Origin of the sequence: Cognaticolwellia aestuarii (assembly GCF_002000025.1) — a bacterium.
GTDB classification, from domain to species: Bacteria; Pseudomonadota; Gammaproteobacteria; order Enterobacterales; family Alteromonadaceae; genus Cognaticolwellia; species Cognaticolwellia aestuarii.
On record NZ_MUZV01000004.1, the window covers coordinates 93,639 to 118,066 of the forward strand.

A 24,428-nucleotide genomic window follows, 5' to 3' on the forward strand; every position below is an offset into this window, starting at 1 on the left:
TAACTGTGTAATGCTTCACCAAATCGTGTGCACAACGTGCTTTTTGTTTATTAAAAACACCAAAAACCAAATTATTTGTTTACTTATTGATTTATGAATCTCGGGGATAAGATTTTTTTAACAACAATCCTTGTTCAATAAATTAGCGGCAATTAAAGCTGACAGCAACGGCGTTTATTTGATGAAATATTGTCAATATTTTACTGACATTAAATTTTTTATTGTGCTAAAAAAGTGTCTAAAATAAAAACAATAAGGTCAGTAATGGATATTAATTTAGCCTCAAAAAAAGCATTAGTTTGTGGTAGCAGTCAAGGTATTGGCCGTGCTTGTGCAATAGAGCTTGCCAGTTTAGGTGCCAGCATTACCTTATTTTCTCGTAATAAAACGAGGCTAGAAAGCGTAAAAAATGAACTGTGTACTGCACAAGGACAACAACATAAAATACTGATAGCTGACTTTTCTCATCCTATAGAAGTTAAGCAAGTTATTATCGATGATATTGCCACTAATGGTGGTTATGACATACTCATAAATAACACCGGAGGCCCAGCACCTGGGCCGGCAAATAGTAGCGATGTCAATGCATTCATTGAAGCATTCAACCTGCACTTGATTACCAATCATCACTTGGTACAAGCCTTACTTCCTGCCATGAAAGAAAATCAATTTGGCCGTATTATCAACGTTATTTCGACTTCAGTTAAACAACCGATTCCAGGTTTAGGTGTGTCAAATACCATTCGGGGCGCAGTGGCAAGCTGGTCTAAAACGCTAGCAAATGAATTAGGCCCTTTTGGTATTACAGTAAATAATGTCTTACCCGGTGCTACTGCAACCGCTCGTTTAGATGCCATTATTGCTGGTAAAGCACAAAAGCAAAAGATTACGATTGAGCAAGCCACCGTCAACGAAAAAGCACAAATCCCCATGCGTCGCTTCGCCACGCCGGAAGAGTTTGCTGCTGCAGCAGCATTTTTAGCCTCACCAGCAGCCGGCTATATTACCGGTATTAATTTACCGGTTGATGGCGGTCGTACAAGTTGCCTATAAAGGAATTACCAATGGATATCATTGCAAACTTTATTGATGGTCAATATCAAGTACCGATAAATCAGCAGTACCTTGATAACATTGAACCTGCCACAGGTAAAGTGTACGGTCAAACTCCTGATAGCGACAACCAAGACTTAGCACTTGCGATTTCCGCAGCCAAACAAGCCTTGCCTGTTTGGCAAAAGATGGATCTTGAGCAACGCGCAGATGTCTTAATTGCGATTGCCGATGAGATTGAACATCGCTCAGAAGAGCTCGCCTTAGCCGAAGCCAGAGATAACGGTAAAGCTGTCAGTCTCGCCCGCAATATTGATATTCCTCGTGCAGCCAGTAACTTTAAGTTTTTTGCTCATGCCTGCTCTCAATTTGCCAGTGAAGCTCATGCCATGGCTGGTAGCGCAATAAATTATACCCTCAGGCCACCCGTGGGGATCGTAGGCTGTATTTCACCTTGGAATTTACCGCTATATTTATTTACCTGGAAAATAGCGCCAGCGTTAGCTGCAGGTAATTGTGTGATTGCTAAGCCCTCGGAGGTAACACCAAAAACCGCGGCCTTACTCGGTGAAATTTGTCAAAAAGTTGGTTTGCCTCCAGGCGTATTAAACATTTTACATGGCAGCGGTGCAAAGATCGGTCAAGCTATTTGCCAACACCCACAAGTAAAAGCGATTTCATTTACCGGCGGTACAGCCACCGGCGCTGCTATAGCCCAGCTTTTAGCGCCTAAATTTAAAAAGTTATCTTTAGAGTTAGGCGGTAAAAATCCGGCGTTAATTTTTGCTGATTGTGATTTCGACAATACCGTTGAACAAGTATTTCGCGCCAGCTTTGCCAATCAAGGACAAATTTGTCTATGCGCATCACGACTCTATATCGAACGCTCAATTTACGACAAATTTAAACAAGCACTTGTCAAAAAAGCTATCGCATTAACACCCAGTGATCCGCTAAAAGCAGAATGTCAAATGGGGGCAATAGTTTCAAAGCCCCATCTAGATAAGGTGCTGAGTTATATCGATAGCGCAAAAAGCCAAGGAGGGAAAATTCTCACGGGTGGCCAACAAGTTAAACTCAATGGTCGCTGTCAGCAAGGTTATTTTCTCCAACCGACGATTATCGAAAATTTACCCAACAGCGCCCGCTGTAATCAAGAAGAAATTTTTGGTCCTGTCATCACCCTACAACCCTTTGACACCGACCAAGAAGCGTTAGCATTAGCAAATGATAGTCAGTACGGTTTGGCTGCAACAGTATGGACCAACCATTTAGCACGCGCACATGATATGGCTGAGAGCCTAAATACCGGCATTGTTTGGGTAAACTGCTGGTTATTAAGAGACTTACGTACTCCCTTTGGTGGTATGAACCACTCAGGCCTTGGCCGTGAGGGTGGCCTAGAAGCCATGCGTTTTTTTACCGAAAGTAAAAACGTCTGTGTTAAATATTAACCAACACCAATTGCAAGCCTTAGGCTGAATATTTTATGAATCAAACTTGTACTAAGTTCAAATCTTCAGGAGCCATATTTGCTAGCGCGTTGGGCTGCAAATGGACATTAACCTGAATAGACCCTACTCAATATAAACAGGCTAGTTCACGTTAGCCCGCTTTTATTCGCCAATAAACGCTTTACTTAGACACTATGTTACCCAGTTGAGTGACTACACTTAAAAGTGTTCAAGCGCTGCTTAGCGCTTAAAACGAGTTAAGCAGTAACCCAAATAGCTAACATAACTAACATAACTAACATAACTAACATAACTAACATAACTAACATAATTAAAATAACGACAATAAAAAAAACATTTAATGGATAACCTTATGTCAGAATTTTTTAATGCCGATCAGGCACCAAAACCGGTAGGTTTATACCCGCATGCAAGACAAGTAGGAAATTTGCTATTTTTATCCGGTGTTGGCCCTCGTCAAGCAGGTAGTGCCGATATTCCCGGCGTCAAGCTCGATGAAAATGGTGGAATTATGAGCTACGACATTGAAGCCCAGTGTCATAGCGTATTTCAAAATGTCAGCACTATTTTAGCCTCAGCAGGCGCTAATTGGATGGATTTAGTTGATGTCACGGTTTTTTTAACCAATATGAAAGATGACTTTGCTATTTATAATCGAGTTTATGCTGAGTATTTTGCTGAAAACATGCCCTGTCGCACTACAGTTGAAGTCAATAAACTGCCGACTCCCATTGCCATTGAACTAAAGTGCATCGCTGCGCTTCCTGCGAGTTCAGCAAAAGAAGGCGCATAAATCATGACGAACTTCTCCATGCCTTTTAACTTACAACAATGGATTGATCAGCACCGAGAGCAGCTGAAACCACCAGTATGCAACAAACAAATTTTCGAACAAGATGACTTTATTGTCATGGTGGTGGGCGGACCGAATAGTCGCAGTGACTATCATTACAACGAAACGCCTGAACTATTTTACCAACTTGAAGGCGACATGGTGCTCAGTGTGATCAACGAAGATTATGCGAGCGACCCTAAAAATAGCCAAGCACCAACCTTTAGCGATATTGCCATCAAAGCCGGCGAAATATTTTTACTACCACCTAAAGTGTTACATTCGCCACAACGCTTTGAAAATAGTGTCGGGCTTGTGGTTGAACAAAAACGGGCAATAGGCCAACAGGACGCACTTTTTTGGTTTTGTCAGCAATGTAAAAATCCGCTATACAATCAACCATTTGGCTTAGATAACATCGAAACCGACTTACCGGTAGTGTTCAATAACTTTTATGGTGATAGTGAAAACTGTCAATGCAAAAAATGTGGCTTTCGCGCCGAAAAAAACTAGGGGGTCACAATGCTAAAAATAGATATTCATACACATATTTTGCCAAAAACTTGGCCGAACTTGCGTGAAAAATACGGTTATGATGGCTTTGTTAGTCTAGATCACCATAAATGTGGTTGCGCACGGATGATGGTTGACGAAAAGTTTTTTCGCGAAATTGAGCATAACTGCTGGGATCCTAAAGTTCGCTTGCAAGACTGCCAACAACACAAAGTTGATGTACAAGTATTATCGACAGTACCTGTGATGTTTAATTACTGGGCGAAGCCTGAAGATACGTTAGACCTGTCAAAATATTTAAACGACCATATTGCCGGTATAGTAAACGACTACCCTAAACGCTTTATAGGTTTAGCGACTTTACCAATGCAAGCACCTGATTTAGCGATAAAAGAATTAGAACGTTGTGTTAAAGACATTGGCATGGCCGGCGTACAAATTGGTTCTCATATTAATGACTGGAATTTAGATCACGAGAAATTATTTCCAATTTTTGAAGCAGCACAAGATCTCGGCGCAGCGATTTTTGTTCACCCTTGGGACATGATGGCAAAAGAAAAAATGCCCAAATACTGGTTACCCTGGTTAGTCGGAATGCCCGCCGAATCGAGCTTAGCTATTTGTTCTATGATTTTTGGCGGCGTACTACAACGCCTACCAAAGCTTAAAGTTGCTTTCGCACACGGTGGTGGTTCATTCCCGTCAACTATTGGTCGAATTGAACATGGTTTTAATGTTCGCCCAGATTTATGTGCGGTCGATTGCTCAATAAACCCACGTGACTTTCTCAAGCAAATTTATCTCGACTCACTGGTACATGACCCATTAGCACTGAAATACTTAGTTGATTTGATGGGGCCAAACAATATTGCCCTAGGCACTGACTACCCTTTCCCATTAGGTGAACTTAGTCCAGGTAAATTAATTGAAGACAGCCAGTTTGACGATGATATTAAAGCTAAGTTACTGCACGGCAGTGCGCTTAATTGGCTCGGTTTAAGCAAAGCACAGTTTTTATAAACACCAGCAAGTTATAATTCACGATTAGGTGTAAAAAATGAAAATAATCATTACGTTGGATCAGCAACATTATCATGTTAATACTGACGTTAGTTATTCGTTAGCTATCGCGCTAGACTTTCAGCAGAGCGAAAATCAACCCTGTCATTTTAGCGCTGCGCCAGCATTAGCCAAACCTATGCAAGCGAGTGGTTTTATTGGCGACACCACTCAAGGTGGCAGTTGTAATGTCTTTGAGCTCAGCTTCAATCCACATTGTAATGGTACGCATACTGAAACCATTAACCATATTTGCCATCAAGGCAGTGCTTTGGCGAACAGTATTGCTTCACTTGAGCTACCGCCTTTAATACCCTGTGTATTAATTTCAGTTAGTCCGATCGCCGCAAATGAGACTTCTGATAGATACAGTCCAAGCTTAAAAACAAATGACACAGTGATCAGCCGCCAGCAACTTGAACAGCTGTTAACACCGTACCAAGATCAGCAATTACAAGCCTTAGTGGTAAGAACCATGCCCAATAGCGCCAATAAATGCCAAGCCCATTATAGCGCAGCTAATCAACCGGCATTTTTTACCCGCGATGCCGTGCTTTATCTTAACGAGCGAGGGGTCGAACACCTGATTCTAGACCTGCCTTCGTTAGACCGACTCAACGACGATGGATTATTAACTTGCCATCACGAATTTTGGCAAGTTGATGAAGGCGCACATCAGCTGAACTGCACCAGCTTAGTCAATAAAACCATTACTGAAATGGCTTATATCAACAACAACATCATTGACGGTTTTTACTTTCTGAATTTACAAACACCGGCTTTTGTTAATGACGCTGCGCCCAGTCGTCCTCAGCTATTTCAAGCACAGCAAATAAATTAACCACTAGGTGTAACAACAATTAAATAATGAGAACAAAATGAACACTGATAAAAACACCTTAGCGTATGCACAACAATTAGATCAAAACGATCCACTTGCAGCAATGCGTGAGCACTTTGCTATCCCTAAACAGCCTGATGGCACAGACGAGTATTATTTCACCGGCAACTCATTAGGTTTACAGCCTAAACTAGCTCGTGCCGCGGTAATTGAATTACTTGATGCGTGGCAAAAAAGAGGCGTAAAGGGGCATTTCGAAGGCGAATTCCCTTGGCTACCTTATCATGAGTTTTTAACCGAGCAAGCAGCTGAACTTGTCGGTGCATTGCCAAAAGAAGTGGTTATGATGAACTCACTTACCGCCAACTTACATTTTATGATGGCGAGCTTTTACCAACCAACTGAGCAACGTGCAAAGATCTTAATCGAGGATCATGCTTTTCCTTCTGATCATTACGCGGTTGAATCCCAATTAAAACATCACAATAAAAATGTCGATGACAACCTACTATTATGGGCACCAAGAGCCAACGAGGAGTTACTTAACTATGATGATCTTTGGCAATTAATCGAACAACACGGCGATGAAATTGCCTTAATTTTACTGCCAGGCGTACAATATTATACTGGCCAAGTACTAGATATGGCACGAATCACCGAAATTGCCCATGCGAAAGGTATAAAGGTCGGCTTTGATCTCGCACATGCTGCAGGCAACATAGAGTTATCTTTACATCAATGGCAAGTCGACTTTGCTTGTTGGTGTAGTTATAAGTACCTCAATAGTGGCGCAGGCTCTGTTGCCGGCTGTTTTGTCCACCAACGACATGTTGAAAACACTGAACTGAATCGCTTTGCAGGTTGGTGGGGACATGACAAGTCTAGCCGCTTTAAAATGGAAAATAACTTTAAAGCAATTCCAAGCGCAGAAGGTTGGCAATTATCAAACCCACCGGTATTGTCATTAGCGGCTGTGCGTGGCTCTTTCGATACCATCACTTTAGCGGGCGGCATGCCCGCACTACGTAAAAAATCGTTATTATTAACGGATTATTTGATCGAACTGCTCAGTGCACAATTGGGCGATAAAATTCGTATTATTACTCCTAAAAATGCGGCTGAGCGTGGTTGCCAATTATCGCTCATGGTCAATGATACGGGGATTGACGGCAAGGCGATGTTTAATGCTTTAGAAGCAAAAGGTGTTACCACTGACTGGCGAGAGCCTAATGTTATTCGCGTTGCTCCAGTGCCTTTGTACAATAGCTTTCAAGATATTTATCATTTTGTCAGCATATTAAAGGAGTGCCTTTAATGTCGCTCAGTAAAAATTCCTCTACACGTGAAACTATCACTATTGCCGGTGCCGGCCCTGTGGGGACGCTATTAGCCATCATTTTAGCGCGCCACGGCCACTCGGTTAACTTGTTTGAATCACGTCCTGACTCGCGGTTGAAAAGTATTTATCAAGGTAAATCAATCAATATCGCATTATCAGATCGAGGCTGGCTAGCTCTTGAGGCTGTTGGGCTTGATAGATTAGTCAAGCAACAAGCCATTGCGATGCACAAACGTATTATGCATGCCATTGACGGCAGCCTTACCGAGCAAGCTTATGGTAAAGAATCGCAAGCAATTTGGTCTGTATCGCGTGCGGGTATTAACGAACAATTACTTGATTTAGCTGAGCAAGAACCATTAATTAGCATAAAGTTTGATCAACGATTAGTCGACGTTAACTTTGACAATGCCTGCGCCAGTTTTTTACACGAACATAATATTGAAAAAGTCTCTGCAGATATATTGTTTGGCGCCGACGGCGCTTATTCAAAAGTCAGGCGTTTAGCACAAGAAACACCGCGCTTTAGCTACAGCCAGTCTTATATGCCGCAAAGCTATATTGAGCTACATATTCCAGCCAATGATGACGGTTCATTTAAAATGGCGAAAAATGCCTTACACATTTGGCCACGAAATAAGTTTATGTTGATCGCCTTACCAAATCCTGACGGTTCGTTCACTTGTACATTATTTCTCGACTTTCAAGGCGACATGTCATTTGCATCATTGACTGAGCGCGATAACGTTGAACAGTTTTTCCAAGCTAACTTTGCCGATGCTATGGCTTTATTAGAGAACCCAATTGATGACTTCATGGCAAAAACGGCTAATCCATTGTTTCTGGTAAAAGTTGATCCTTGGGTGATCAACGAAAAAGTTGCGCTGATCGGAGATGCTGCTCATGCCATGGTGCCATTTTATGGCCAAGGCATGAACTGTGGCTTTGAAGATTGCCGTGAACTAGGACAATTGATTACTCAGTATAATCACAACTGGTCAAAAATATTTCCCGCCTACCAAGCGCAAAGAAAAATAAATGCTGATGCGATAACTGAGTTAGCCCAACGTAATTTTATTGAAATGAGCGAACACTCGGGTCAAGCTAGATTTTTATTACAAAAAAAAATTGAAGCTGAGTTTCATCAACGCCACCCTGAACTCTGGACTCCTCTGTATTCAATGGTGACTTTTTCGCCAGACATTCCCTATTCAACGGCGTTAGTTATCGGTGATATTCAGCAAGTCATTATGCAAGAAATCATGCAAATCCCTAATATTGAAAGCTGTTGGCAAGACGACCTCGTTTACGAAAAGCTTTACCAATTAGCCCATGCACTCATAAACGATCAACAGCAAGGTTTATCTCATGACTAAATCTGACTATAAAACCATAAACGCGAATAAATCAGCTTCGAATACAACAGCACATACAAGTGCCGACAACACAAGTGGTTGCCCTTTTCACCAAGCAAGGGCTAACGTAAATAGTAGCGCAGATAGTAACACTCGTCCGCTTGAGCAAGGGATACATCAAGACTTTAACAACGATATGTCTTACGGGGATTACCTACAATTAAGCCAAGTGCTATCTGCGCAAAAGCCCTTAAGTGGCGAGCATGACGAAATGCTCTTTATTATTATTCATCAAACTAGCGAATTATGGTTAAAGTTAGCCGGCCATGAATTACAAAGTGCGATTAATTATATAAAAGCTGAAGATTTTGGTCCTGCTTTCAAAGTGATTGCCAGGGTTAAACAAATATTTATGCAACTAACCCAGTCTTGGAATATTTTATCGACGTTGACCCCAAGCGATTATTTAAAATTTCGTGACGACTTAGGTCGTTCTTCAGGTTTTCAAAGTTGTGGTTACCGCAAATTAGAGTTTTTATTAGGTAATAAAAGTGCTGATATGCTCAATATTCATCGTGCTAACAGCAGTGAATATCATGAACTTGAGGCACTGTTAAAACAAAATAGTTTATACGATGAGGTCATCATCGCACTAGCAAACGCCGGCTTTAGCATCGACAAAAAGGTTAGCAAACGCGATGTTACCCAAGCCTATCAGCGTAACGACAGTGTTTTGCAAGCATGGTTGAGTGTTTACCAGCAACCTGAAACTTATTTCGAGCTATATGAATTAGCAGAAAAACTAGTCGATATTGAAGATGCTTTTCAGCAGTGGCGTTTTAAGCATATGTATACAGTGCAACGTATTATCGGTTACAAAAAAGGTACAGGGGGATCATCAGGTGTAGGCTTTTTGAAAAAAGCTTTAGATGTTAGTTTTTTTCCTGAGCTGTTTGAAGTACGCACGCATTTATAGTGCAACGCTGTAAACACGTCATGGTTAACCGTCATGTCCAGTTGCCATGACGGTTATGCTTGGCTAATTAAGCGTAGCCGTTGTGATTTTAGGCAGCATTACCCCTCAAGTACAAACAATAACTCTGCCAAGTCAGGCTGCCACTGAAAGTCTTTTAACTTAATTTTTCCGCCAATTACCACGACTTGTTCATCTTGCAGCAAATTACGTTGTTGTCGAAAGTTATCAGTGTCTGGCGCAAACGAAATTTTGCCTTGTGAATTAATCACTCTATGCCATGGTACAGCCTGACCACGCCAGCCAATCTTAGGCACCGAGCCTAAGGCTTTACCGACTAATCGTGCCCGACCAGGCAAACCAGCTAAATCAGCAATTTGCCCATAACAGGCCACTTTACCTAAAGGAATAGCCTGTACCGCTTGCCATATTTTTATATGCTTTTCATTTGGCTTTATTGCTGAAGTTAATTGAGTAACCATTAATTAGTAAAGAGCTTGTTAATTATTAACTCTGCCTCATGAAATAAATGTTGTGCTACATTTTCTGCTAAAGGTGGATAATTTTCAACGTCAGATGAACATGCATGATGAGAAAACACACCACGACAGCTGTTTAAGAGTTTGTTTATAACACGTGGCATTGTTTTCAACAATATTCCCTGATAATCAATACATTATTAGCTGGAATAGTACAAATATAGGTTTAGATTAAAAGCGCTTTGTCTCTCTTCAATTTTGCTAATAGGGCATTAACACTTGGCAATTGCTCTGTGACCTGTGCTTTGTCATAAAATTCATCTTTAATCATCGGCGGTGATTCAACATAATTATCGTGAATAATTTGTTCTATTATACTGATGCTTTCGTTAACTATCGTGGGGTAATTAGCAAAATTATCGCCCGCTTCAAGTACCTCTAATACTGTTTTTTCCCAATCGGTGTACCAACGAGCATGAATATCTTTACGGCTTGATTTTTCGGCTAACGAGATATTTTCCATTAGCTGTTGATAGAGTGCATATTCATCTTTTGCTTGAAGAAAAGAGCGTTTGGTGGCACCTTTAGCCATGCTGGGGCGCACTAGAGATAACAACTCGATACTTTCATCAGCCAGTGATTTCGCTAATGATAGCAACACTTTTGCACTGCGATAGCGAGCAAGATTTGGGAAGTAGTCTCGTACTTGTTGTAACTCAGTTAACTGCTTCGAAATTTCCTTTTCCCACAACATCACGGCAGGTATTTCATGTTGCAAAGCACTTTCTTGGATATACTCAAAAGCGCGCCTTAATTCAATAACGCTATGGTTGAGTTTATTCACTAGTTCATTACCTTGAATTAAATCCCAATCAACCACCTTTGACTGATAAAAGCGCTCGAATATTGGCCTTAATGATAATTGCCGATATTGATAGGAACGATCAATGCTTTCTTGGGCTTTTAATAACGTTAACAGCGGACGGCCTGACTGAATCAATACCTGTTTACTGTCTGCGCTAGGAAAACTGCGATAAGCTTCATGACTAGCAAGATAGGCAGTGTGATAATCATCATTGGCAAGTGCCCGTTCAGCAGTAGCTAATTTTTCCTGTGAATTTTCAGCCAGCACCAATTGCTCTTGATAGGTTTCGGGGGACAATTGTGCTAATTTTTTTAACGCTAAGGTCAGTGATGACAGTTTTTGAGTTTTTTGGGCTTCTTGATAAGCACTTAATGCCTGACTGTAGTCTGAAGGCGCACAAGAAACAACATAAAAGAGCAATAAACTTAAAACAGCTATTCGGTAATTCACCCCCATTTTCAAACCCTTTTATATGCTAAATACTTAATAATAAAGCAATTACTAAATAAACACGAGCACTAATATAATTAACATACTTTAACAAGAGCACTAAAAAACCACTTCAAATGAAGTGGTTTCTATGAATGTAGATGAATAACTTAGTGACTAAGTAATGAGCTTATTCGCCACACTTGCCTTCACCACATTTACCTTTAGCTTTAGTCTTTGCTTTAGTTTCGCCACACTTGCCTTCGCCACATTTACCTTTGGCTTTGGCTTTCATTTTAGTCTCGCCGCATTTACCTTCGCCACATTTACCTTCGCCACATTTACCTTTGGCTTTGTCTTTCATTTTACTTTCGCCGCATTTACCTTCGCCACATTTACCTTTGGCTTTGTCTTTCATTTTGCTTTCGCCACATTTGCCTTCACCACATTTACCTTTTTCGTGGTCATCAGCAGAAACGATAGTCATAGTATTTTGTACAGCAAATGGGTTAGTCTCTGCTTTTGCTGGCATAGTTGCCGCAACAGTTAATGCAAATAAACCTAATAAAGCTGCAATTGAAGATTTTTTGATTAATTTCATTACTTTTTCCTTTTAATTTTTCAATTTGACACTACATCATATAAGTATAGCTATTTACAAAGACCCTATGGACTGTAAATAAATTTCAAGTACTGTACACTTTTTACATAGAATTAAAGAAACTCACGTTTTATCAAACATAATATTTTTCCAACCTAATTGAGCCTAGCTTTATCTTCATGAAACCACAAGTTAATAAAATAATCCTAGCGCCAATGGAAGGTGTAGCGGATCAGTTAATGCGCCATTTACTAAGCTCACTAAATAGTTATGACTTTTGCATAACTGAGTTTGTTCGAGTAGTTGATTCTTTAGTGCCTAAACATGTGTTTAGAAAAATTTGCCCTGAAATCGCTAATCATTGTTGCACAGAAAATGGCACGCCATTAAGGATGCAGCTACTTGGACAAGAGCCCGATTGGATGGCAGAAAATGCGGTTAGGGCAATTGAACTAGGCTCACATGGCATTGATGTAAATTTTGGCTGCCCGGCCAAAGCAGTCAATAAAAGCAAAGGGGGGGCGGTTTTATTGAATGAACCAGAAAAAATTTATCAGATATTAACAAAAATCAAAGCCGCTATTAGCCAAGATACAACATTGTCAGCAAAAATTAGACTAGGATTCAATGATGCATCAAAACTCAATGAAATTGTCAGTGCCGTTGAATGTGCAGGTGCTGAACAGCTAACAATTCATGCGCGAACTAAGCTCGATGGCTATCGACCACCGGCATATTGGCACTTTATTGCCGAATTAACACAAAAGCACAGCCTTGAAATATTTGCTAATGGGGAAATTTGGAATAAAGCCGATGCCCAAAACTGCTTACAACAAAGCCAAACCGCTAATTTGATGCTAGGACGTGGCGCATTGGCACTTCCTAACTTAGCTAATGTGATTAAATTTGATGCCACGCCCATGCCTTGGTCTGAACTGAGCCTACTGTTAAAGCGTTACAGTGCACTTGAATTAGATGGTAATAAAAGCTTTTATTTCTCAAGCCGCTTAAAACAGTGGTTACGCTACTTAAGATTACAGTACCCGCAAGCTGAGCAGCTATTTAATGCGATCAAACTATTAAAAGATAAAGCAGAAATTCTGCAACAAATTGACCTTATTTCATCATCATAGGTCAATTAAAAAAAGATATATTTGTATTCTTCCTGCAAATATAAGTCTCATTTGAGCAGCTTGTTCTGGCAAAGTTGGACTTATGAGTAATAAGCATAATGCGGTAAAAATAATTATTAAACTAACGCAGCTTTTTAATATTTAACAAGGTAATATATTTTGTCTAAAAGATAGTTAATCTGATGAAATAAGAAGTAGCAATAGTGAAAAAAGGTTCAGAGTTAAGGGCTCGTTATAACGACATCAACCGTGGTGTATACTTTATTGGTACAACCCCACCCAAAAATGATACCCCCATTGAGCAAGTGTCGGCCATTGCCGATAAACTCCTTGAACGAGTCAGCGATATCGACTTTGACGGTTTAATTGTTTATGACATACAAGATGAAGATTCTCGTACCTCACAACCGCGCCCGTTCCCTTTTAAAACTACCCACGATCCTAGACTCTATTCGTCACTTTTAAATAAAAAGTCGACACGACCCGTGATCACCTATAAAAGTGTTGTGCAGTCTAATGCTGATGACTTTGAACAATGGACTAATGACGCATGGCATGATTATGGCGTTCGTGACATTGTGTTAGTTGGCAGCCCTTCTAAACAAAATAATATTAGTTTACCGTTAACTGATGCTTATAAAACCTTAGTAGCCAATGAAAATGACTTTTTTATTGGTGGTATTACCATTGCTGAACGCCATGCAAATAAAGGTAATGAGCATGCTAAACTCATTGAAAAACATCAGCAAGGTTGCAACTTTTTTATCTCACAGGCTATTTACAACGCGCAAGCAACCATTGACATGCTGACGCGCTATGCCATTGAGTGTCAACAACAGGGTCTAAAACCTCAACGTATTATTTTAACTTTTTCACCGTGCGGCAGTAAAAAAACCTTGGAGTTTATCGAATGGCTTGGGGTAAGCGTACCTGAAGCAACAAGCTTACGTATTTTAAATGCCGAGCAACCGTTATATGAATCAATTAGGATTTGCAGTAATACCTTAGTCCAAATACTTGATGCGGTATTACCGTATAAGTTACCGCTTGGGCTTAATATCGAAAGCTTAACCAATCGAAAAGAAGAAATTGACGGCTCGATTCTGTTGTATAAATTATTGCGTTCAACGATGGATAATTATCTAGCTAAACAAGAACTAACCGCTCTTATCACTGATAAATAGGCATTTTTTATTTTTATTTAGATACGCTATGCTTATTGATAAAGGTGATTAGCTTCGATCTTTAATCCATACAATAAATAGAGCATAAAGTGAGGATAAGGTATGTCTGGTACAGCAATGGTAGTCGCAATCGTATTCATCTCAGTAGGGTTTGGGGTGATATTCGACATGTATAAAAAGCATTTAGACTTTAAAGAAAAAACCTTAAATCATAACAGTCAAAGTAATGAACAAGTTATCGCTATGAAAAAACAAGTGCAAACATTAGAAGAGCGTATGCAAGTGTTAGAGAAAATTGTGACTGATGAAGGGTACGATGTTCGAAAAGAAATAAACAGATTGTGATGCAACCAAGTGCATGGTGAAAACACTGCCGCAAGCTGTCAGATAAAAACTGCGAGTAAAAAGTGTCAACTTATCTTCGTAGCTTTTTATTTTACTGGCAGCTAATAGCTTCAATTATCGCTACCTTTTTACTTAAAACTACGACCTATATTTGATATGAAATTAATCATGAGATCCGCGTTTGACAATTTACGACTTAATCCACTGCATAGCGTTGAAAGCGATGTAAATGGTGAGAAGCAAGTGGTAAAAATATTTTGCAACGAGCAGTTAATTGCCAAAAGAGTCACACTCAAGAAATCGGTACGTTATTTTGCTATTAAAGCTTATCAGCACTTCTTAACACAAGAAGAATAAAACAAGCGCTTAATGCGCTATCAAGAACTTGCTTTAAATTTTTAATTTTTGCTAACGAAAAACCTCGAGCTAGCTATGACATCAAATATCAGATAGCGACGCTAATGTTTTACCATGTGGAATTGGCTGCTTAGTCTCAGGATCCACTTGCACAAAAACAATATCATCAGCCAAACAGATAGTTTTTTTGGTGACTTTATTGCGCATCATACATGTGATAGTAATTGAGGTTTTTCCTACCGCTTTTGTAGCTAACCCAAATTCAACCACATCACCTTGTTGAGCTGACGATTCGAAGTTGATAGCACCAATATGTTTAGTCACCAAACAATTAGTCTCAAGCTGACAAATAGCATAAATAGCAGCTTCTTCATCAATCCAAGCCAGTGCCCTGCCACCAAATAATGAGTTGGCGTAATTTAAGTCATTAGGCAAAATTAGCCGACGAGATAGAAAGCGCATAAATAACCTTATTTATTTGTTAAAGATATTCAGCCAAGCTGAGCTAGCATTGGCTGATAATATGAGGATAGTGTTTAAACTGACTTAGCAGCAATAATATCATTTACTAGTTCAAGTCCAGTTTTATTGCATTTAGGTAGCTCAACAGAAGATGTTGATAAGGCGTGCGTTCTATCACCCCATTTAACAACATGTGCGCTCCAGGTTAACCCACCACCAAAAGCGGGTAATAACACATAAGATTGCTTATCAATAAAACCTTCTTCTATGGCTTCAACAAAAGCAACTAAGGTCGTTGCTGCTGACATGTTGCCATATTTATGGATATTGACAAACACTCTGTCTTTGTCCATTTTTAAACGTTTCACGAGCGTATCGATAATACGTAAATTCGCTTGGTGAGGCACAATACTTGCCATTTGGTCAGCACTAAGCTGCGCTTGAGCTAGGGCTTTTTCGCACGCTTGCGCCATACCTGAAACGGCTTTTTTGAATATCTCTTGTCCTAAAAATGCCCAATTGCTTTGTCCAAACATACGACCTTTATTAGCATATTTCATTCCCCAACCTTGCACAGAAAGAATATCTCGAGACTCACCGTAGCAGCCTAAAGCTTGCGTAATAACGCCCGTTTCTTCTTCACTTTCTTCCAAGTAAAGCGCTGCTGAGCCATCACCAAAAAGTACCGCAACATCACGGTTATCCCAGTCCATAATTGGTGAAATGGTTTCAGCACCAATGACTAATGCTGACTTAACCACACCACTTTTGATCATTGATGTTGCAACACTTAGACTGTACATGCCACCAGTACAAGCAGTACTAACATCCATACAAGCGGCATTATCGGCCCCAAGTAGCCGTTGTACATTAGATGCAGCATTCGGGCAAAGCTCATCAAAAGTTGTACTACCAAAAACAATCAAGTCAACGTCTTTTGCCGTTTTACCGGCCGCTGCTAATGCACGTTCACAGGCTACATGAGCCAATTCACTGACAGAGACATGAGATATTCTACGTTCTTTCATACCTGTTCTAGAGGTAATCCATTCATCATCTGTTTCTAAAAAGGTTGCTAAATCATCATTGCTAAGAATAGCTGGCGGTAAACATTTACCCCACCCTGTGATTGCTGCATATGTCATATTAAACCTTACTCTGCTATAACTCTTACTTCCAACCAGTAAAAGTAGTTCGTTCTTTATGGCAATATCATACTACAAAAAAACAGCGTTTTATCTGCCATTTATCTGATATATCGTTAATATTGAGCATTTAGCTGACTGAAACTAGATTTTTTTCATAATAATTTCGAAGCTTTTGCGCCAATCTTGATAATCGATGGGAATAGGTATCAATAATTGCTCTTTCACTAAAACTAGTGCTGGAAAACCATTGATAGGCAGAGAACGCATTTTGTTAATCTCAACCATTAGTTGCTCATCTACTGACTGACTCTTTAGTTTTTGTAGAAAGTCGAGGCTATCTAAGCCTATATCAACCGCGAGTGCTTGCAAAGTATCAAGGTTAGAAGGATTTTTTGCCTGTAAATAGTAAGCATGTTGAATAGCGGTAAGCATTTCTTGCTCTTTACCAAACTCTCTTGCTATTAGTGTCGCTCGACAAGCAGGATAGGTTGAGCGTCTTGGATGACAGTGTTGCCAAAAGTCAAAATTAAACTCAGTACCAAGCTGCTGGGCTATTTTACGCCAGGTTTGCTGTAAAAACACCTGCATTGCTTCTGGCATGAGCACATCGGAATCTTCGGCTAAGCCACCAAGACCATAAATGATGTCTACTTCTGATGTAAGTTCTCTTTGTAAGCGTTGCCAAGTTGGAGCATAACCCCAGCACCAACTGCACATAGGATCGTAAATATAAAATAGTTGAGCTCGCAATTTATACACTCCGCTTAAGTTTAGTTTTAGTTTTAGTTTTAGTTACAGATTATTTTTAACATCAAACGATACCTGCACCGCTTCACAAGACAGTCATGAGAATCGCAGCAAATAAACAACACTCCTGCCCAAATATCGCTAGATACTACCATTATTTAGACAAACAAATCCTAGCGCCTGATCTTACGTCAAGCAAGCTATACTTGGCTAATTTAAGCATATGTTTATTCACTCTGGAGCAACAGAAACAATATTATATCCAGCTTGTGTTTACAAAGGCCGCCATGCTTTAGCACCAAGCTAGCAGTAATATTGAAAGTGCTTATCAACAGTGTAATACACTCTTATAGTCAAATATCGTTCACCAAATTCATTACATATGTGACTTGATGCACTGACTAAGCTATTGTTTAGTATTTATAAAGTTAATTCATTAAAAACCATTGCTTGATGGTGAGGAAAATGTGATGCCTGCCGCGCAAAATAATAACGCTGTAGAATCGATGCAATCACATACTTTGATTCCTTTTATTATCGGCGTCACAGGTCATAGAGACCCAGTGCACCTGCAAGGTGAAAGCACGACTAAAGTTGAAATTAAACAAGCGATAAAAGACTGGCAAGTACATGAACAAACACAAACATCACGGTTCATCTCATACTCAGTTGCAATGTCACCTATGTTTATACAATTCAAATGGCAAGATGGCACTTATTCTAAAGTGATGATAGTACATAACTAGCCTGAGCTCAGAATAATTTAATTTCTCTATATTGCAGACACGAAAAAGCCGACATAAAAGTCGGCTTTTTCAGAAGCATAAAAATTAAAACGGCATTTTCATCCCTGGAGGCATTTGCATTCCTCCCGTTAAAGCACCCATTTTTTCTTTATTTTGCTCTTCAACACGACGTACAGCATCATTCATTGCTGCAGCAACCAGATCTTCAAGCATGTCTTTATCATCAGCCATTAAGCTATCGTCGATAGCAACACGTCTAACGTTATGGTTACCTGTCATAGTCACTTTGACCATACCAGCACCTGACTCACCAGTTACTTCCATATTGGCTAATTCTTCTTGCGCTTTAGCCATTTTTGCTTGCATTTGTTGGGCTTGTTTCATTAAGTTGCCCATGCCACCTTTCATCATAATTTTCACTCCAAAAGTAAGATGCCGCCAAAGATAGAGGTTAACGGCTAAAAATTCAAGTAGCGATTAACGCGCTACGATAGTTTCTTGATCAAGCTCAGCCTGGAATTGTTGTTGCAATGCGATGACTATTTCGTCTTCCGCTAACACTTGCTTTGCATATTCATAGCGTTTGGCATTAATATCAGCTTGGATCTGGTAAGGGTCAGCAACGGTTCTTTCAACAATATTCAATTCAACCGTTACTTTACGTTGTAAATATTCAGAAATTTTTCTTTCTAATTGTTTATGTGCAGCATCACTATTTAAATGTTTAATTGATTGGTCTAATTGTAATATCAATAAATCATCAGTAGAGTTTTCATCAATAGTTGCATGTATCGCCAGTTGTCGTAAACGAGCAGCTAAGGACATGCTATCAATCATATGTGCCCACTTATCAACTTGGTTCGCCAACTTTATGGTCGCAGGATCGATAAACTCTTCGCTATAAGGCTGTTCAGGTACCGTTGATAAGTCTAAGCCGCTATCAGGCTCAGTTGGTACAGTTTGCTCAACATTATCGTCGACTATCTCTGCGCTAGGACGCTTGATAGCGTCACTAGACTTTTTTCCACCATTCTCCAGCGCTTTTTTTCGGCTTCTGAGCATATTACGGGTAGCGATTGCAGCAGCAACCGGCGATAAATTTTGTGAATCCTGCGGCTCTGTTAATAAGCCATCTACAACCGTATTCTCAGTACCCAAAGTGTCATTAGTATTAGCACTGTGTACGCCTTGATTGTAGTTATTATTACTAGCTTGATTATGCTTAGCACTATCTTGAGAAGCTAGCTGTGGTGGCTCACTATGTTGTTCAGAAATGTGAGCTGATAAAAGCGGCTCATGAGGTACTGGCTCTATCATAGCATCAGCTTGACGTTCAATTGCGAGCATCTCATTCACTAATGCTGAGTTGTTCTCAGTATCGATACAACTACCAAGTTCGTTTTCAACTTGGTTTTGATGATTACTTCTTTGCTCACCATCACTATTAACACAGCTATTACTAGCGTCGTTATGACTAACAGTTGCCTTCATAGCCTCTGTTATAGGTGCTGTAGCAGGAGAAGATGATACTAAATCATCAGTACCAATAGCTTTAGTTACAGTAGGAGGTGCATAAGATAATTCGGCCGCAGGTAAGTTATCAAGCAAGGTATCTACATCAACTACTTTATTCGTCGATTCAGGTAAACTTTGATTATTAGCTAATGGTTTAAAAGCTAGCAACCTCAATAACATCATATCAAATGCTGCTTGTTCATCATCAGCGTAGGGTAAATCTTTTCTTGCCATTAGCACAATTTGATAATAAAGCTGTACGTCTTCAGGCGACATTAGCTGACAGAATTGTGTCAACATTTGTTGATGCTCTGTCGGTAAGCTAAAGTTAGTTTCAACAACTTGTGCCATAGCAACTTGATGAAGTAGTTGAATTAACTCAGCTGATAAGCGACTGTAACTTGGTGCATAGGATGCTATCGCAAGTGATAGTTTCATTAATGCTGTAGCATCTTGTTTTAATAGAGCAATTAAAATTTTAAACACCCAGTCACGATCTACACCGCCTAGCATTTGCTGGACGTTATCTCTGGATATATTGCCATTACCCTGAGCGATACTTTGGTCGGTCAAACTCAAGCAATCGCGCATACTACCGCGTGCAGCCTTTGCTAAAAGGTTTATGGCTTCATCATCAAATGTCACCGCTTCTTTGCTTAGTATTTCAGTGACTTTATCACTGATTTGCTTAACTGATAGAGCTTTTAAGTGAAACTGTAAACAACGAGATAAAACTGTTACTGGTAGCTTTTGTGGATCGGTAGTAGCGAGAATAAATTTAACGTGCTCAGGTGGCTCTTCTAAAGTTTTTAATAAAGCATTGAAACTGCTGCGCGATAACATGTGAACTTCGTCGATCAGATAGACCTTATATCGACCTCTTGTTGGCGCATATTGCACGTTGTCCAATATTTCACGAGTATCATCTACTTTAGTACGAGAAGCAGCGTCTATCTCAAGCAAGTCAACAAACTTACCCGCGTCTATGTCAACACACGCTTGACAGATACCACATGGCTGCGCGGTTATACCTTGCTCGCAATTCAGGCTTTTAGCAAAAATTCTGGCAATAGTTGTTTTACCAACTCCACGAGTACCGGTAAATAAGTAAGCATGGTGCAACCTTTGCTGCGTTAATGCATTAACCAATACGGTAACTACATGTTCTTGGCCAACAAGCTCAGTAAAGGACTTAGGCCGCCATTTTCTTGCTAAAACCTGATAACTCATTGTTCAGCCTTAATCACCAGCATATTGTAGTAAAGAGAATACGGATAAGCCCATACCTTGTATTTTTTCCTCACCACCTAAATCAGGTAGTGAGATAACAAATGCTGCGTCTGTAACTTTAGCGCCCAAACGCCTTATAAGCTTTGTAGTCGCTTCAATAGTGCCACCAGTTGCTAATAAATCGTCGATGATTAAAACATTGTCATTTTCTGTTAAAGCATCTTGGTGGATCTCTAACGTGTCATGGCCATACTCTAATTGATAGTCTTGAGCATAGGTAGCACGCGGTAGTTTGCCAGGTTTACGAACCGGAACAAACCCAACTCCCATAGCAAGTGCTAATGGCGCGCCAAAAAGAAAACCACGCGCTTCAGTGCCTACTATTTTTGTAAAACCACCATCTTTAAATTTATTCGCTAAGATATCAATAGTCAGTTTAAAGGCTTCAGCATCATCGAGTATGCCAGTTACGTCTCTAAACATAATACCCGCTTTAGGGTAATCGGGGATGCTATGAATTGCAGATTTGAGTGTGTCGATTTGTGTTTCAGTCATGTTCTAAAAGTCAAAAAAAATTTTAGCTACAGAATAAAGCAATTCAACTAAAAATTATAGTGACTGATAGCGAGTATTTGATGATAGAAGACTATTTATCGTATTAAGTAGGTTTTGTTCGTCGATCGGCTTATCAATTATTGCCGAAAACAGCTCAGTATCGCAAAGAGACTGGATGAGACCTTTGCCCTGTGTGGTCATAAATACTACAGGCGTACTACTATAGGTGCTATTTTGTCTTATATGTTTAGTTAATTGTATACCATTCATAACCGGCATTAAATGGTCGACAATAAACAAATCATAACCAGATTTTTGCAACTTTTCAGATGCCGCTAAACCATTACACGCAGTGTCTACAATGTAGCCATGTTTGGATAATAGCACGCTTAAACTATCTAATATTATTTGTTTATCATCAACAACAAGAATTTGCATATTTCTCTAAGCAACTTGAAATTTAATTTGCAAGAACTGTAAACCAACCCGCTAGCATTGGCAACAAAGGTGCGCCGAACATGGCAAGTATTGCGATGAATAAATGGCGTTTTGATGAACTATCTTTAAAGTTTTCTTCTGACATTGGGCTTCCTATCGAGTAATTAAACCGCGCGGATTGTAGACCAAAAAGCGATGCAAAGGTAGTATTATTTGATATAGATCAAACAACAGCTCGATAGTTCATAGCTAGCTATAAGTAAATTATATCTTTATTTCATACGGTTAACTTAGCCGTTTGTATTATTCAGGGCTTATATCAGCAATTAAAAACTATGTTTCAGCAGTATCGGCTCTTGCCAAAAGAAAGGCCTTCGCTTGGTTAAATGGAACCGCCAGTTATGCTGGACATAAAAAAACCAGCCACTAAGGCTGGTTTTTAAGGTTCTTATACTAATAAATTAGATAGAAACGTTTTTGCGTCTTGCTGTATCTTTGATGAAGTCTACCCAACCCTTAGCCGATTTTTTGGTTTTAGGGTCTTTCATTGCTAGATTGATTGCTTTGTAAGCTTGCTTATACTCTTCTAAATAATAGTGAGATTCTGCAATACTCATATGCAATCTGCCTTTGTTTTTTGCACCAAGCTCAAGAGCTTTAGTTAAGGCAACAATAGCTGGTTTAAACTGCTCATCTTGCTTTAATAACATACCTTGCTTGCTATAGTGCTTAGCAAGATTTGTCATTTTAGCTAACTCACCATAATACCTAGCAGCTTTATCAATATGTTGTGCAGCATGCCAAGCATTTGCTAGAGAAGATAAGTTTTTATCATCACGGGTTACTAAACCTGAATCGATGTGCTTTTCAAGTATCACAGCTGCTTTATACGGCACATCATTCTGTGAGTATAAACTTGCCAAAGTCTTAATTTCAGATTCTTTTTCAAGGAAACCTTGTTTATAAGCCATATCTAGCGTAGCTAGAGCTTTCTTATAATCCTCAACTAGCAAGTAAAACATGCCAAGTTGATTCCACCAAGTTTTATCCTCTGGAAAAACTTGGAGAACAGTTTCAAGCGTTTTAACAGCTTCCTGATATTTTTTTCTCTCGTAATAAGAGGTAATTTTTAAAATATAAGGGTTTTTGTTATGCTTATCACCGTAGGCTGCAATCGCATTGTCAGCAGGAACGATTATTTTATCTAAACGTTTCAGCATGTAATTAGCATTTGCAATCTTAGTCCAAGTATCACCGTCAGACTTACCAGTAAAATCCATCCAAGCTTGATAATTAACTAATGCTTCTTCAAACGCTTTGGTTTGCATCTGCAAATCAGCTAACAACTTTAGAGATTGGTCATGATCAGCTTCGTTTAGAATATCAGGTTCTACAGCAGCCTTTAAATATTGAATTGCTTTTGCTTCTTCATTACCCATTTGTGCATACATAATAGCAATGAAACGTGAAACATAAGCTTTATCATATTTCTTACTGGCATCAATCTCCAATAAGATGGCTAAAGCACCTGGAATATCATCTGCTGAGTAGGCTTCAAAAGCTTTAGCAACTTTTTTACCTACAGTAGGACCAACTAATTGCGTTTTTCGCTCAGGCTTTTCAGACTTCTCAGCACCTGCCGCAGAAGCATCTGCAGCTATGGGTAACTGAATAAGAACAACTGAAACTATTAACAGTAAAGATGAAAATATCTTATTCATTATTAATTCCCTCCGTCCATATTAAAGTCTAATCTTACTGTCAAACCAACTTGCTTCATGGCTTTACCATCAACAACTTTAGGCTTGTACTTCCACTTACGTAATGCACGCTTAGCTTCTTTATCGAAAACACGCTTAGGCTCAGCATCAATAACATTAACATCTTCAACACCGCCAATTTCGTTGATAGTAAAAGATAGTGTTACCCACCCTTCTTTACCATCTCGAGCAGCTTGTATCGGATATTTAGGTTCAATACGTACGATAGGTGTTGCATCACCATCACGACCAAAACCTGCGCCTGGTGCTGACATACCGGCATTAGCTCCCGCTAATTGTACACCTGGCATATTAAACGTTAATCCACCGCTATTATTATTAGTCTCAGGCTCAGGAGCTTGAGGCTTAGGTGGCGTTTTAGGTGGCGGCGGTGGCGGTGGCGGTACGCGTTGACGCCTCTCTGCCTGCGACTTAGGTGGCGTCGTATTAACTTCAACAATTATATTCTCTAATTGCTCTTCCTTGTTTCTATCACCGCTAGAAACAAGAAATGCCATAAAAGAAAATAATGCAAAAGTTACTGCGGCGCCTAGTAGTATAGATACTAAAAAGCGAACCATAGACTACCCCTTAGCTGCAGCAATAGATATTCTGTCTATGCCCGCTTCTTTAATTGCATCCATTACTTTAACAACTACACCGTGTTTGGCATCTTTGTCAGCTTGAATGATTACAACGTCAGTTGGTTGTTCAGCCAGTAATTTTTCAATGTTAGCCGCTACGCGCTCAACATCTACACGACGTTTATCTAACCAAATTTCACCATTATCTTTAACCGCTATAAAGATGTTAGCTGATTTCTGTTTAGATTGGTTTGCCGCTTTTGGCTTATTAACTTCAATACCAGCTTCTTTAACAAAAGAAGTAGTAACGATAAAGAAGATCAACATAATGAATACGATGTCTAGCATCGGTGTCATATCAATTGCTGCTTCTTCGTCTTCACGAATACGTTTACGTGCCATTCGAATAT

General features: G+C 39.7%; 28 protein-coding genes. 14 read left to right on the forward strand and 14 right to left on the reverse strand.

Features of this window, described 5'->3' with window-relative positions; translation table 11 throughout:
• Nucleotides 1–264: 264 nt before the first annotated feature.
• The 9 genes from B0169_RS07345 (at nt 265) to kynA (ending at nt 9,443) form a co-directional block, all read left to right on the forward strand.
• A complete protein-coding gene (locus B0169_RS07345) occupies nt 265–1,053 on the forward strand; it encodes an SDR family oxidoreductase (RefSeq protein WP_077285317.1) in 789 nt (262 codons plus the stop codon).
• Nucleotides 1,054–1,064: 11 nt separating this feature from the next.
• Nucleotides 1,065–2,507, forward strand: coding sequence for an aldehyde dehydrogenase (locus B0169_RS07350; RefSeq protein WP_077285318.1), 1,443 nt, complete (start codon nt 1,065–1,067; stop codon nt 2,505–2,507).
• Nucleotides 2,508–2,880: 373 nt separating this feature from the next.
• On the forward strand, nt 2,881–3,321 hold the full coding sequence (locus tag B0169_RS07355; RefSeq protein ID WP_077285319.1) for a RidA family protein: 441 nt from the start codon (nt 2,881–2,883) through the stop codon (nt 3,319–3,321).
• Between the two features lie 3 nt (nt 3,322–3,324).
• Complete coding sequence (locus B0169_RS07360) at nt 3,325–3,873, forward strand: 3-hydroxyanthranilate 3,4-dioxygenase (RefSeq protein ID WP_077285320.1); 549 nt, start codon at nt 3,325–3,327, stop codon at nt 3,871–3,873.
• A gap of 9 nt (nt 3,874–3,882) precedes the next feature.
• A complete protein-coding gene (locus B0169_RS07365; RefSeq protein ID WP_077285321.1) occupies nt 3,883–4,893 on the forward strand; it encodes an amidohydrolase family protein in 1,011 nt (336 codons plus the stop codon).
• A gap of 37 nt (nt 4,894–4,930) precedes the next feature.
• Complete coding sequence (locus B0169_RS07370; RefSeq protein WP_077285322.1) at nt 4,931–5,773, forward strand: cyclase family protein; 843 nt, start codon at nt 4,931–4,933, stop codon at nt 5,771–5,773.
• Nucleotides 5,774–5,810: 37 nt separating this feature from the next.
• Nucleotides 5,811–7,088, forward strand: a complete 1,278-nt coding sequence (gene kynU / locus B0169_RS07375; protein WP_077285323.1) for a kynureninase — start codon at nt 5,811–5,813, stop codon at nt 7,086–7,088.
• Nucleotides 7,088–8,488 (forward strand): FAD-dependent oxidoreductase, encoded by a 1,401-nt coding sequence (locus tag B0169_RS07380; RefSeq protein WP_077285324.1) that lies wholly within the window; start codon nt 7,088–7,090, stop codon nt 8,486–8,488. The genes kynU and B0169_RS07380 overlap by 1 nt, the downstream gene beginning before the upstream one ends.
• A complete protein-coding gene (gene kynA, locus B0169_RS07385) occupies nt 8,481–9,443 on the forward strand; it encodes a tryptophan 2,3-dioxygenase (protein WP_077285325.1) in 963 nt (320 codons plus the stop codon). The genes B0169_RS07380 and kynA overlap by 8 nt, the downstream gene beginning before the upstream one ends.
• Nucleotides 9,444–9,541: 98 nt before the next feature.
• On the opposite strand, the gene B0169_RS07390 is transcribed toward kynA, so the two are convergent.
• The 3 genes from B0169_RS07390 to B0169_RS07400 all read right to left on the reverse strand — a co-directional run bounded on the left by B0169_RS07390 (nt 9,542) and on the right by B0169_RS07400 (nt 11,814).
• Complete coding sequence (locus B0169_RS07390) at nt 9,542–9,922, reverse strand: MGMT family protein (RefSeq protein WP_077285326.1); 381 nt, start codon at nt 9,920–9,922, stop codon at nt 9,542–9,544.
• 223 nt (nt 9,923–10,145) lie between these two features.
• A complete protein-coding gene (locus B0169_RS07395; protein WP_077285327.1) occupies nt 10,146–11,240 on the reverse strand; it encodes a hypothetical protein in 1,095 nt (364 codons plus the stop codon).
• A 163-nt stretch (nt 11,241–11,403) separates the two neighbouring features.
• On the reverse strand, nt 11,404–11,814 hold the full coding sequence (locus tag B0169_RS07400) for an HvfA family oxazolone/thioamide-modified RiPP metallophore (RefSeq protein ID WP_077285329.1): 411 nt from the start codon (nt 11,812–11,814) through the stop codon (nt 11,404–11,406).
• Between the two features lie 179 nt (nt 11,815–11,993).
• Between B0169_RS07400 and B0169_RS07405 the strand changes: the two genes are divergently transcribed.
• The 4 genes from B0169_RS07405 to B0169_RS07420 all read left to right on the forward strand — a co-directional run bounded on the left by B0169_RS07405 (nt 11,994) and on the right by B0169_RS07420 (nt 14,833).
• Nucleotides 11,994–12,947, forward strand: coding sequence for a tRNA-dihydrouridine synthase (locus B0169_RS07405; protein WP_179143628.1), 954 nt, complete (start codon nt 11,994–11,996; stop codon nt 12,945–12,947).
• A gap of 203 nt (nt 12,948–13,150) precedes the next feature.
• Nucleotides 13,151–14,131 (forward strand): methylenetetrahydrofolate reductase, encoded by a 981-nt coding sequence (locus tag B0169_RS07410; RefSeq protein WP_077285330.1) that lies wholly within the window; start codon nt 13,151–13,153, stop codon nt 14,129–14,131.
• A 102-nt stretch (nt 14,132–14,233) separates the two neighbouring features.
• Complete coding sequence (locus B0169_RS07415; protein WP_077285331.1) at nt 14,234–14,476, forward strand: hypothetical protein; 243 nt, start codon at nt 14,234–14,236, stop codon at nt 14,474–14,476.
• Between the two features lie 168 nt (nt 14,477–14,644).
• The gene (locus tag B0169_RS07420) at nt 14,645–14,833 is read left to right on the forward strand and encodes a hypothetical protein (protein ID WP_235838513.1); all 189 of its coding nucleotides are present in this window, start codon (nt 14,645–14,647) and stop codon (nt 14,831–14,833) included.
• 81 nt (nt 14,834–14,914) lie between these two features.
• On the opposite strand, the gene B0169_RS07425 is transcribed toward B0169_RS07420, so the two are convergent.
• The 3 genes from B0169_RS07425 to B0169_RS07435 form a co-directional block, all read right to left on the reverse strand.
• Nucleotides 14,915–15,295, reverse strand: a complete 381-nt coding sequence (locus B0169_RS07425; protein WP_077285334.1) for an acyl-CoA thioesterase — start codon at nt 15,293–15,295, stop codon at nt 14,915–14,917.
• A 74-nt stretch (nt 15,296–15,369) separates the two neighbouring features.
• Complete coding sequence (locus B0169_RS07430) at nt 15,370–16,440, reverse strand: ketoacyl-ACP synthase III (protein WP_077285335.1); 1,071 nt, start codon at nt 16,438–16,440, stop codon at nt 15,370–15,372.
• A 144-nt stretch (nt 16,441–16,584) separates the two neighbouring features.
• A complete protein-coding gene (locus B0169_RS07435) occupies nt 16,585–17,193 on the reverse strand; it encodes a DsbA family protein (protein ID WP_328589013.1) in 609 nt (202 codons plus the stop codon).
• Between the two features lie 467 nt (nt 17,194–17,660).
• Here B0169_RS07435 and B0169_RS07440 point away from each other — a divergent pair, with 467 nt between their 5' ends.
• Nucleotides 17,661–17,936: a hypothetical protein gene (locus B0169_RS07440; protein ID WP_077285336.1), complete on the forward strand. Its 276-nt coding sequence runs from the start codon at nt 17,661–17,663 to the stop codon at nt 17,934–17,936.
• An 84-nt stretch (nt 17,937–18,020) separates the two neighbouring features.
• On the opposite strand, the gene B0169_RS07445 is transcribed toward B0169_RS07440, so the two are convergent.
• The 8 genes from B0169_RS07445 to B0169_RS07475 all read right to left on the reverse strand — a co-directional run bounded on the left by B0169_RS07445 (nt 18,021) and on the right by B0169_RS07475 (nt 24,420).
• A complete protein-coding gene (locus B0169_RS07445) occupies nt 18,021–18,350 on the reverse strand; it encodes a YbaB/EbfC family nucleoid-associated protein (RefSeq protein WP_179143630.1) in 330 nt (109 codons plus the stop codon).
• 63 nt (nt 18,351–18,413) lie between these two features.
• A complete protein-coding gene (gene dnaX / locus B0169_RS07450) occupies nt 18,414–20,681 on the reverse strand; it encodes a DNA polymerase III subunit gamma/tau (RefSeq protein WP_077285338.1) in 2,268 nt (755 codons plus the stop codon).
• Nucleotides 20,682–20,690: 9 nt separating this feature from the next.
• On the reverse strand, nt 20,691–21,236 hold the full coding sequence (apt, locus tag B0169_RS07455; protein WP_077285339.1) for an adenine phosphoribosyltransferase: 546 nt from the start codon (nt 21,234–21,236) through the stop codon (nt 20,691–20,693).
• Between the two features lie 54 nt (nt 21,237–21,290).
• The gene (locus tag B0169_RS07460) at nt 21,291–21,674 is read right to left on the reverse strand and encodes a response regulator (protein WP_077285340.1); all 384 of its coding nucleotides are present in this window, start codon (nt 21,672–21,674) and stop codon (nt 21,291–21,293) included.
• A gap of 22 nt (nt 21,675–21,696) precedes the next feature.
• Nucleotides 21,697–21,819 carry a hypothetical protein gene (locus B0169_RS19615; protein ID WP_268875712.1) on the reverse strand — a complete coding sequence of 41 codons (123 nt, stop codon included), beginning with the start codon at nt 21,817–21,819 and terminating at the stop codon, nt 21,697–21,699.
• Nucleotides 21,820–22,135: 316 nt separating this feature from the next.
• Nucleotides 22,136–23,395, reverse strand: coding sequence for a tetratricopeptide repeat protein (locus B0169_RS07465; RefSeq protein ID WP_077285341.1), 1,260 nt, complete (start codon nt 23,393–23,395; stop codon nt 22,136–22,138).
• A gap of 2 nt (nt 23,396–23,397) precedes the next feature.
• Nucleotides 23,398–24,015, reverse strand: coding sequence for an energy transducer TonB (locus tag B0169_RS07470; RefSeq protein WP_077285342.1), 618 nt, complete (start codon nt 24,013–24,015; stop codon nt 23,398–23,400).
• Nucleotides 24,016–24,018: 3 nt separating this feature from the next.
• Complete coding sequence (locus B0169_RS07475) at nt 24,019–24,420, reverse strand: ExbD/TolR family protein (RefSeq protein ID WP_077285343.1); 402 nt, start codon at nt 24,418–24,420, stop codon at nt 24,019–24,021.
• Nucleotides 24,421–24,428 lie beyond the last annotated feature (8 nt).

Coding starts and splice junctions, on each gene's coding strand:
- B0169_RS07345 (WP_077285317.1), top strand. CDS start 265: ATGGATATTAATTTAGCCTCAAAAAAAGCATTAGTTTGTGGTAGCAGT.
- B0169_RS07350 (WP_077285318.1), top strand. CDS start 1,065: ATGGATATCATTGCAAACTTTATTGATGGTCAATATCAAGTACCGATA.
- B0169_RS07355 (WP_077285319.1), top strand. CDS start 2,881: ATGTCAGAATTTTTTAATGCCGATCAGGCACCAAAACCGGTAGGTTTA.
- B0169_RS07360 (WP_077285320.1), top strand. CDS start 3,325: ATGACGAACTTCTCCATGCCTTTTAACTTACAACAATGGATTGATCAG.
- B0169_RS07365 (WP_077285321.1), top strand. CDS start 3,883: ATGCTAAAAATAGATATTCATACACATATTTTGCCAAAAACTTGGCCG.
- B0169_RS07370 (WP_077285322.1), top strand. CDS start 4,931: ATGAAAATAATCATTACGTTGGATCAGCAACATTATCATGTTAATACT.
- kynU (WP_077285323.1), top strand. CDS start 5,811: ATGAACACTGATAAAAACACCTTAGCGTATGCACAACAATTAGATCAA.
- B0169_RS07380 (WP_077285324.1), top strand. CDS start 7,088: ATGTCGCTCAGTAAAAATTCCTCTACACGTGAAACTATCACTATTGCC.
- kynA (WP_077285325.1), top strand. CDS start 8,481: ATGACTAAATCTGACTATAAAACCATAAACGCGAATAAATCAGCTTCG.
- B0169_RS07390 (WP_077285326.1), bottom strand. CDS start 9,922: ATGGTTACTCAATTAACTTCAGCAATAAAGCCAAATGAAAAGCATATA.
- B0169_RS07395 (WP_077285327.1), bottom strand. CDS start 11,240: ATGGGGGTGAATTACCGAATAGCTGTTTTAAGTTTATTGCTCTTTTAT.
- B0169_RS07400 (WP_077285329.1), bottom strand. CDS start 11,814: ATGAAATTAATCAAAAAATCTTCAATTGCAGCTTTATTAGGTTTATTT.
- B0169_RS07405 (WP_179143628.1), top strand. CDS start 11,994: ATGAAACCACAAGTTAATAAAATAATCCTAGCGCCAATGGAAGGTGTA.
- B0169_RS07415 (WP_077285331.1), top strand. CDS start 14,234: ATGTCTGGTACAGCAATGGTAGTCGCAATCGTATTCATCTCAGTAGGG.
- B0169_RS07420 (WP_235838513.1), top strand. CDS start 14,645: ATGAGATCCGCGTTTGACAATTTACGACTTAATCCACTGCATAGCGTT.
- B0169_RS07425 (WP_077285334.1), bottom strand. CDS start 15,295: ATGCGCTTTCTATCTCGTCGGCTAATTTTGCCTAATGACTTAAATTAC.
- B0169_RS07430 (WP_077285335.1), bottom strand. CDS start 16,440: ATGACATATGCAGCAATCACAGGGTGGGGTAAATGTTTACCGCCAGCT.
- B0169_RS07440 (WP_077285336.1), top strand. CDS start 17,661: ATGCCTGCCGCGCAAAATAATAACGCTGTAGAATCGATGCAATCACAT.
- dnaX (WP_077285338.1), bottom strand. CDS start 20,681: ATGAGTTATCAGGTTTTAGCAAGAAAATGGCGGCCTAAGTCCTTTACT.
- apt (WP_077285339.1), bottom strand. CDS start 21,236: ATGACTGAAACACAAATCGACACACTCAAATCTGCAATTCATAGCATC.
- B0169_RS07460 (WP_077285340.1), bottom strand. CDS start 21,674: ATGCAAATTCTTGTTGTTGATGATAAACAAATAATATTAGATAGTTTA.
- B0169_RS19615 (WP_268875712.1), bottom strand. CDS start 21,819: ATGTCAGAAGAAAACTTTAAAGATAGTTCATCAAAACGCCATTTATTC.
- B0169_RS07465 (WP_077285341.1), bottom strand. CDS start 23,395: ATGAATAAGATATTTTCATCTTTACTGTTAATAGTTTCAGTTGTTCTT.
- B0169_RS07470 (WP_077285342.1), bottom strand. CDS start 24,015: ATGGTTCGCTTTTTAGTATCTATACTACTAGGCGCCGCAGTAACTTTT.
- B0169_RS07475 (WP_077285343.1), bottom strand. CDS start 24,420: ATGGCACGTAAACGTATTCGTGAAGACGAAGAAGCAGCAATTGATATG.